The following is a 7,464-nucleotide window of genomic DNA, read 5'->3' on the forward strand; positions in this document are numbered from 1 at the left end:
TCAGCTGGGCCCGGCCTTGTAGCCGACGCCGCGGACGGTCACCACGATCTCGGGGCGCTCCGGGTCCTTCTCGATCTTGGAGCGCAGGCGCTGCACGTGGACGTTCACCAGCCGGGTGTCCGCCGCGTGCCGGTAGCCCCAGACCTGCTCCAGCAGCACCTCGCGGGTGAACACCTGCCAGGGCTTGCGGGCCAGCGCGACCAGCAGGTCGAACTCCAGCGGGGTCAGCGGGATGCCCCGCCCGTCCCGCTTCACCGAGTGACCGGCCACGTCGATCACCAGATCGCCGATGGTCAGCTGCTCCGGAGTCGGCTCCTCGGCGCGGCGCAGCCGGGCTCGCACCCGGGCCACCAGCTCCTTGGGCTTGAACGGCTTGGTCACGTAGTCGTCGGCACCCGACTCCAGACCCACCACGACATCCACCGTGTCGGTCTTGGCGGTCAGCATGACGATCGGGATCCCGGACTCCGCCCGGATCTGCCGGCAGACGTCGATGCCGTCGCGGCCGGGCAGCATGAGGTCGAGCAGGACCAGGTCGGGCTTGGTCTCCCGGAACGCGGCTAGCGCCCTGTCCCCATCCGCGACGAAAAACGGCTCAAAACCCTCACCACGCAGCACGATACCGAGCATCTCGGCCAGTGCGGAGTCGTCATCAACGACGAGGACGCGTCCCTTCATGGGTCCATCCTCTCATTACCGGATTGTGACCTGCCGCACAGCAGTCCCATTGCTCCAGAACGGCCAACTGGAGGCCCGGCGAATTCCGGCCATACCGGGCGAAAGACCCGCCCCCGGACGCCCCCGGAACCTCCCGGAGCACCCACCGGCCGTCCACGGATCGGGCGTCGCCGTTCAGCAAGCCGGATCCCCCTGGGGCGCGTCCGACCACCATGGCACGATGGGCGCTGCGCCCGTGTGAAGATCCACCCGGTGCCGCGAAACCCTGACGCCCTCCGAGGAGCAGTGATGACCGACACCCCGGGCTGGGCCTCGCCCGGCTCGTCCGAGCCGTCCCGCGACGGTGCCCGGCCCCCGGCCGACGCACCCGCCGCCGTGCCCGGCCCGTCGGCACCACCCCACGACACCCCGCCCGCCTGGGGCACCGCCCCCGGCGCCCCGCAGCCCCCGTACGGGCAGCAGCAGCAGCCGTACGGCCAGCAGCCCCCGTTCGGGCCGCAGCCGCCGTACGGGCCGCCCGGCGGGCAGTACGGCTGGGGCGCACCGCCCAGCCCCAAGCCCGGTGTCATCCCGCTGCGCCCGCTCGGCCTCGGCGAGATCCTCGACGGCGCCGTGTCCACCGTCCGCAAGCACTGGCGGGTCGCCCTCGGCCTCTCCTTCGGCGTGGCCGTGGTCCAGCAGGGCGTCGCGCTCGGCGCCCAGCTCGCCGTCCAGGGCGACACCGCCGAGCTCACCCCGGTGCTGACCTCCCTGGTCAGCCTGCCGCTCGCGTGGCTGCTCGGCGTGATCGCCTCGGCCCTGCTGACCATGGTGGTCAGCCGCGCCATCCTCGGGCAGACCGTCACGCTCCGGGAGGCCTGGCGCGACGCCCGGCCCCGGACCCTCCAGCTCGTCGGCCTCGCCCTGCTGAACGGCCTGATCCTCTTCGGCATCGTCCTGCTGGCCTTCGCCCCGCTGATCGGCTACGCGATCGCCGGGGCCGAGGAACCGGCGATCACCGGCCTGCTCGTCCTCGTGGGCCTGCTCAGCCTGCCCGTCGTCTGCTGGCTCGGGATCCAGCTCAGCCTGGCCGCGCCCGCGCTCATGCTGGAGAAGCAGGGCGTCATCGCCGCCCTCTCCCGCTCCCGCCGGCTGGTCCGCCACTCCTGGTGGCGGATCTTCGGCATCACCCTGCTCAGCACGGTGATCGCCTGGATCGTCTCCAGCGTGATCAGCACCCCGTTCACGGTCGCCGGCATGGTGCTGGGCTGGAGCGACTTCACCTCCCAGATCGACGCCGGCGACGCCGCCACGATGCCCACCGCCATGCTGGTCACCCTCGCCGTCGGCGGCATCCTCTCCTCCACCATCACGCTCCCCTTCACCGCCACCATCGGCGTGCTGCTCTACGTCGACCAGCGGATCCGCCGCGAGGCCCTCGACATCGAGCTCGCCCGCGCCGCCGGCCTGCCCGAGTACGGCGGCAGCGGCTGGGTCGGCCAGGCCGGCCCCGCCCCGACAGGGCTCTGAGCCCGATGCCGACCTGGGGGGAGATCGTCGTGCTCGCGGGAGGGGCCCCGGTCACGACACCGCGCGACGCGGCCCGTGACGCGGCCCGCGACGAGCTGGTCAAGGCCGACTACCACCGCCACGACGCGAGCATCCAGGAGCGGGTCGTCAACTGGATCCTCGACCGGATCGACGACGCCCTCGGCGCGCTCGCCGGCGGCGGCACCACCGGCACCACCGGCCTGATCCTCTTCCTGGTGGTCGCCCTGGTGATCGGCGCCGCCCTCTGGTGGCGGCTCGGCGCGCCCAAGCGGGCCACCCGCACCGACCTCGGCGTCTTCGGCGGCACCGGCCCGCGCAGCGCCGCCGAGCACCGCGCCGACGCCGAGCGCCACGCCGCCGACGGCCGCTGGGCGGAGGCCGTCCGCGAGCAGATGCGCGCCCTGGTCCGCGGCCTGGAGGAGCGCACCCTGCTCGACCCCCGCCCCGGCCGCACCGCCGACGAGGCCGCCGCCGAGGCCGGCCGGGCGCTGCCCGACCACGCCGCCGCGCTCGTCGCGGCCGCCCGTACCTTCGACGACATCGCCTACGGCGAGCGCACCGCCGACCAGGCCGCCTTCCAACTGCTGCGCGACCTCGACCGGACCCTCGAACGCGCCCGCCCGGTCCTCGCCCCGGCCGCCGGAGGAGCCGCATGACCAGCGCCACCCCCGCCCCGCCGACCGCGCAGCCCCCTCCGGCAGCCGCGCCCGGGCCCGCCCCGGCCGGCACCAGCCTCGCCCCCACCGGGCGCGGCCTGTGGCGGCGCGCCCGCTGGTACCTGCTCACCGTCGTCCTCGCCCTGCTCGCCGCCGTCGTCCTGGCCGCCGTCAACGGGGACCGCCGGTACCCGCCGCTCGACCCGCGCTCGTACGACGCCACCGGCAGCCACGCCGTGGTCGCCCTGCTCCAGCGCCAGGGCCTCGACGTCGACCCCGTCACCGACCCCACCACCCGCCCCGCCGGCGCCGGCACCCTCGTCCTGCCCGAACCCGACCTGCTCACCCCCGAGCAGCTGGCCGCCGTCGGCGCCGCCCGGCCCGCCCGGCTGGTCCTCGTCTCCCCCGGCCCCGCCGCCCTCAGCGCGCTCGCCCCCGGCGTCCGGCTGTCCGACGAGAACGGCGGCATCCCCTACGCCCGCGTCCGCAGCACCGACCCCGGCTGCTCCCTGCCGGAGGCCGTCCGGGCCGGCAGCGCCCACGTCGGCGGTCTGCTCTACACCGCCGGCAGCCGCGGCGAGGGCTGCTACCCGCGCGGCCACGGCTACCCCGTCGTCACCGTCCCCACCGGCCGCGGCACCGACGTCGTGGTCCTCGGCAGCGGCGATTTCCTCACCAACGAGCTGCTCAAGAAGGACGGCAACGCCGCTCTCGGCCTCGGCCTGCTCGGCGCCCAACCGCACGTCGCCTGGCACCTGCCCGACTACACCGCCCCGGTCGCCGAGGGCGGCCGGAAGAGCTTCCAGGACTTCATCCCCGAGGGCTGGACCTGGGCCGGCTACCAGCTGGCCGTCGCCGTGGTGCTGGCCGCGCTCTGGCGCGCCCGGCGCCTCGGCCCGGTCGTCAGCGAGAACCTACCCGTCGTGGTCCGCGCCTCCGAGACCACCGAGGGCCGCGCCCGCCTCTACCGGCGCGCGAACGCCCGCGGCCGGGCCGCCGACGTCCTGCGCCGCGCCACCGCGCACCGCGTCGCCCCGGCCCTGGGCGTCCCGTCCGTGGCCGGCGCGCCCGACCCCACCGCTCTCTGCGCGGCCGTCGCCGACCGCCTCCCCGAGCGGTCCGCCGGGGACGTACGGGCCCTCCTGTACGGCCCGCCCCCGACCGACGACGCCGCGCTGCTGCGGCTCGCCGACGACCTCGACGCCCTCGAAAGGCAGGTACGGAAGCCGTGACCGAGAAGGCCACCACCCAGCTCCGCATCACCCCCGGCACGGCACCCGCCACCCCCGACGCCGCCGTCCCCGGCCACGCCGCACCGGGCGACCCCCGGCTCGGCGATCCGCGGCTCGGCGACCCGCGCGAGGCGCTGACCGCCCTGCGCGCCGAGATCGCCAAGGCGGTCGTCGGCCAGGACGCCGCCGTCACCGGCCTCGTCGTCGCCCTGCTCTGCGGCGGCCACGTGCTGCTCGAAGGCGTCCCCGGCGTGGCCAAGACCCTGCTGATCCGCACCCTCTCCACCGCGCTCAGCCTGGAGACCAAGCGCATCCAGTTCACCCCCGACCTCATGCCCGGCGACGTCACCGGCTCGCTGGTCTACGACGCCCGCACCGCCGAGTTCTCCTTCCAGCCCGGCCCGGTCTTCACCAACCTGCTGCTGGCCGACGAGATCAACCGCACCCCGCCGAAGACCCAGGCCGCCCTGCTGGAGGCCATGGAGGAGCGGCAGGTCACCGTCGACGGCGAACCGCGCCCCCTGCCGGTGCCGTTCCTGGTCGCCGCGACGCAGAACCCCGTGGAGTACGAGGGCACCTACCCGCTGCCGGAGGCCCAACTCGACCGCTTCCTGCTGAAGCTGATCCTCCCGCTGCCCGACCGCGACCAGGAGTTCCAGGTCCTCGCCCGGCACGCCGCCGGCTTCGACCCGCGCGACCTCGCCGGCGCCGGCGTCCGCCCGGTCGCCGGAGCGGAGCACCTCGCCGCGGCCCGCGAGCAGATCGCCAAGCTGACCGTCTCCCCCGAGGTCCTCGCCTACATCGTCGACCTCTGCCGGGCCACCCGGCAGTCGCCCTCGCTCTCCATCGGCGTCTCCCCGCGCGGCGCCACCGCACTGCTCGCGGCCTCCCGCGCCTGGGCCTGGCTGGCCGGACGCGACTACGTCACCCCCGACGACGTCAAGGCGCTCGCCCTGCCCACCCTGCGGCACCGCGTCGCCCTGCGCGCGGAGGCCGAGATGGAGGGCGTCACCGCCGACTCCGTCATCCAGGCGGTGCTCGCCCAGACGCCCGCCCCGCGCTGAACCCGCTCCCGCCGCGCCCGCTCGCCCCTCCGGCCGGCCCACCCCCGGTCCCGACGAAGGAACGCACCGCATGGCCCTCACCGGGCGAACCGCCCTGCTCGCCGCGCTCGGCGCCCTCGTCACGGGCCTGCTGCTGCCCTCCTGGGCCGGGATCGGCGCCGTCACCGGTGCGGTCCTGCTCGGCGTCGTCGTCGACCTGCTGCTCGCCGCCCCCGTCCGCAGCCTGCGGATCACCCGGGGCGGCGACACCACGGTGCGGCTCGGCGAACCCGCCGCGGTCGAACTGACCGTCACCAACCCGGCCGGACGCCCGCTGCGCGCCCGGATCCGCGACGCCTGGGCCCCGTCCGCCTGGCGGTCCGGCACCGGGACCGCCGCCTCCCGACACACCCTGCACGTGCCCGGCCACGAGCGGCGCCGCACCATCACCGTCCTCACCCCGACCCGGCGCGGCGACCACCACGCCCACAAGGTGACGGTCCGTTCGCTGGGCCCGCTCGGCCTGGCGGGCCGCCAGGGCTCGCACCTCGTCCCCTGGGCGGTCCGCGCCCTGCCCCCGTTCGCCAGCCGCAAGCACCTGCCCTCCCGGCTCGCCCGGCTGCGCGAACTCGACGGCCGGACCTCCGTCCTGACCCGCGGCCAGGGCACCGAGTTCGACTCGCTGCGCGAGTACCTGCCCGGCGACGACGTCCGCTCCATCGACTGGCGGGCCAGCGCCCGGCGCCACACCGTCGCCGTCCGCACCTGGCGCCCCGAGCGCGACCGGCACATCCTCGTCGTCCTCGACACCGGCCGCACCTCGGCCGGCCGGGTCGGCGACGCGCCCCGCCTGGACGCCTCCCTCGACGCCGCGCTCCTGCTCACCGCCCTCGCCACCAAGGCCGGCGACCGGGTCGACCTGCTCGCCCACGACCTGCGCAAGCGCGTCTCGGTGGCCGGCCGTTCCCCGAACGAGATCCTGCCGGCCTTCACCAACGCGATGGCCGTCCTGGAGCCCGCCCTCCACGAGACCGACATGCGCTCGCTGGTCGCCACCGCGCTCAAGATGGCGCCGCACCGCTCGCTGATCGTCCTGCTCACCGGCCTCGACGCGGCTCCGGTGGAGGACGGCCTGCTCCCCCTCCTCCCGATGCTGACCAAGCGTCACGAGGTCGTCCTCGCCTCCGTCTCCGACCCCCACCTCGACGAGCTCGCCGCCAGCCGCGGCACCGTCGAGGCCGTCTACGGCGCCGCGGCCGCCGAGCAGACCCGCTCCGACCGCCGCCTCACCGCCGACCGCCTCACCCGCGCCGGCGTCACCGTCATCGACGCCCCGCCCGCCTCGGTCGCCCCCGCCCTGGCCGACACCTACCTCGCCCTCAAGGCCGCCGGCCGCCTCTGACAGTTGCCGGCGTGGGTCGGAGAGGGGGCCGCCGTCGGTCATCGACGAGGGTCGAGCGGGGCGGCAGAGGCGTCCGCTACTCCTCGTGTCCTCCGAGACGGCGGGCATTCTTGATCTCGTGGAGTCTGGCAGCCGTCAGCGGGGTCCACTCCCTGCTCTGTCCAGCGGCATGGAGGGCTTCTCCGACCTCGCTGAGCTTCGCCGGGGACAACACGCCCGCCCGCTCGATCAGGTCGTCCCGGGCCACGGTGGTCAGCCATGTGCACGGAGTAAAGCCTGGACGCGGGAACGCGAACCGCAGCACGCCTTCGAAGGGCACTCCTTCCAGGGGGCCCACGACCACTTCAACGCCGAGGCCGCTGATGTCGACGCCCGCTGGAGCGACGACCTGCATCGCTCGGAACGCGGATGACTCCTCGTCCGACAGCAGCACGACCGGGCGCCGCTCGTCGAAGTCGACCCACCAGACTTCGCCGCGTTGCATGTGTCCTCCTGGCACGAGCCGGCGGGTGACCATGCGGTGGCCACGGGTCACAGCGTAGACCCTGCCCGCCGGTACGCACATGCGTCGTGGTCGTGAACGCAAAGAACCCCCGCCGGATAACCCGGCGGGGGTTCTTCACAATGATTGTTCGGCGGCGTCCTACTCTCCCACAGGGTCCCCCCTGCAGTACCATCGGCGCTGTGAGGCTTAGCTTCCGGGTTCGGAATGTAACCGGGCGTTTCCCTCACGCTATGACCACCGAAACACTATGAAACTGTCAACCGCACCCATTCCGGCCAGGAACAGGGGTCGTTGTTTCAGAACAACACAGTGGACGCGAGCAACTGAGGACAAGCCCTCGGCCTATTAGTACCGGTCAACTCCACCCCTCACAGGGCTTCCATATCCGGCCTATCAACCCAGTCGTCTACTGGGAGCC

7 protein-coding genes and 2 rRNA genes are annotated in these 7,464 nt (G+C 74.5%); 5 read left to right on the plus strand and 4 right to left on the minus strand.

Going from position 1 to position 7,464, the window contains the following annotated elements:
- The gene (gene mtrA / locus ACFC0B_RS24815; protein ID WP_030247322.1) at positions 1-678 is read right to left on the minus strand and encodes an MtrAB system response regulator MtrA; all 678 of its coding nucleotides are present in this window, start codon (positions 676-678) and stop codon (positions 1-3) included.
- A 288-nt stretch (positions 679-966) separates the two neighbouring features.
- Here mtrA and ACFC0B_RS24820 point away from each other — a divergent pair, with 288 nt between their 5' ends.
- The 5 genes from ACFC0B_RS24820 to ACFC0B_RS24840 all read left to right on the plus strand — a co-directional run bounded on the left by ACFC0B_RS24820 (position 967) and on the right by ACFC0B_RS24840 (position 6,541).
- The gene (locus ACFC0B_RS24820) at positions 967-2,187 is read left to right on the plus strand and encodes a hypothetical protein (RefSeq protein WP_376089690.1); all 1,221 of its coding nucleotides are present in this window, start codon (positions 967-969) and stop codon (positions 2,185-2,187) included.
- A 5-nt stretch (positions 2,188-2,192) separates the two neighbouring features.
- A complete protein-coding gene (locus ACFC0B_RS24825) occupies positions 2,193-2,864 on the plus strand; it encodes a DUF4129 domain-containing protein (RefSeq protein WP_376089693.1) in 672 nt (223 codons plus the stop codon).
- On the plus strand, positions 2,861-4,096 hold the full coding sequence (locus tag ACFC0B_RS24830; RefSeq protein WP_376089696.1) for a DUF4350 domain-containing protein: 1,236 nt from the start codon (positions 2,861-2,863) through the stop codon (positions 4,094-4,096). The genes ACFC0B_RS24825 and ACFC0B_RS24830 overlap by 4 nt, the downstream gene beginning before the upstream one ends.
- Before the next feature lie 134 nt (positions 4,097-4,230).
- Positions 4,231-5,160: an AAA family ATPase gene (locus ACFC0B_RS24835; protein ID WP_376089743.1), complete on the plus strand. Its 930-nt coding sequence runs from the start codon at positions 4,231-4,233 to the stop codon at positions 5,158-5,160.
- A gap of 70 nt (positions 5,161-5,230) precedes the next feature.
- Positions 5,231-6,541, plus strand: coding sequence for a DUF58 domain-containing protein (locus tag ACFC0B_RS24840; protein ID WP_376089699.1), 1,311 nt, complete (start codon positions 5,231-5,233; stop codon positions 6,539-6,541).
- A gap of 76 nt (positions 6,542-6,617) precedes the next feature.
- On the opposite strand, the gene ACFC0B_RS24845 is transcribed toward ACFC0B_RS24840, so the two are convergent.
- The 3 genes from ACFC0B_RS24845 to ACFC0B_RS24855 all read right to left on the minus strand — a co-directional run.
- A complete protein-coding gene (locus ACFC0B_RS24845; RefSeq protein ID WP_376089702.1) occupies positions 6,618-7,025 on the minus strand; it encodes a type II toxin-antitoxin system PemK/MazF family toxin in 408 nt (135 codons plus the stop codon).
- Between the two features lie 146 nt (positions 7,026-7,171).
- Positions 7,172-7,288, minus strand: a 5S ribosomal RNA gene (gene rrf / locus ACFC0B_RS24850).
- Between the two features lie 83 nt (positions 7,289-7,371).
- Positions 7,372-7,464, minus strand: a 23S ribosomal RNA gene (locus tag ACFC0B_RS24855); the annotation flags it as partial.

Origin of the sequence: Kitasatospora sp. NPDC056184, assembly GCF_042268405.1 — a bacterium.
Taxonomy (GTDB): domain Bacteria; phylum Actinomycetota; class Actinomycetes; order Streptomycetales; family Streptomycetaceae; genus Kitasatospora.

Bases quoted from the DNA above. Each gene is read 5' to 3' on its own strand.
- ACFC0B_RS24845 (WP_376089702.1), bottom strand. From the start codon at position 7,025: ATGCAACGCGGCGAAGTCTGGTGGGTCGACTTCGACGAGCGGCGCCCG.
- mtrA (WP_030247322.1), bottom strand. From the start codon at position 678: ATGAAGGGACGCGTCCTCGTCGTTGATGACGACTCCGCACTGGCCGAG.
- ACFC0B_RS24830 (WP_376089696.1), top strand. From the start codon at position 2,861: ATGACCAGCGCCACCCCCGCCCCGCCGACCGCGCAGCCCCCTCCGGCA.
- ACFC0B_RS24820 (WP_376089690.1), top strand. From the start codon at position 967: ATGACCGACACCCCGGGCTGGGCCTCGCCCGGCTCGTCCGAGCCGTCC.
- ACFC0B_RS24825 (WP_376089693.1), top strand. From the start codon at position 2,193: ATGCCGACCTGGGGGGAGATCGTCGTGCTCGCGGGAGGGGCCCCGGTC.
- ACFC0B_RS24840 (WP_376089699.1), top strand. From the start codon at position 5,231: ATGGCCCTCACCGGGCGAACCGCCCTGCTCGCCGCGCTCGGCGCCCTC.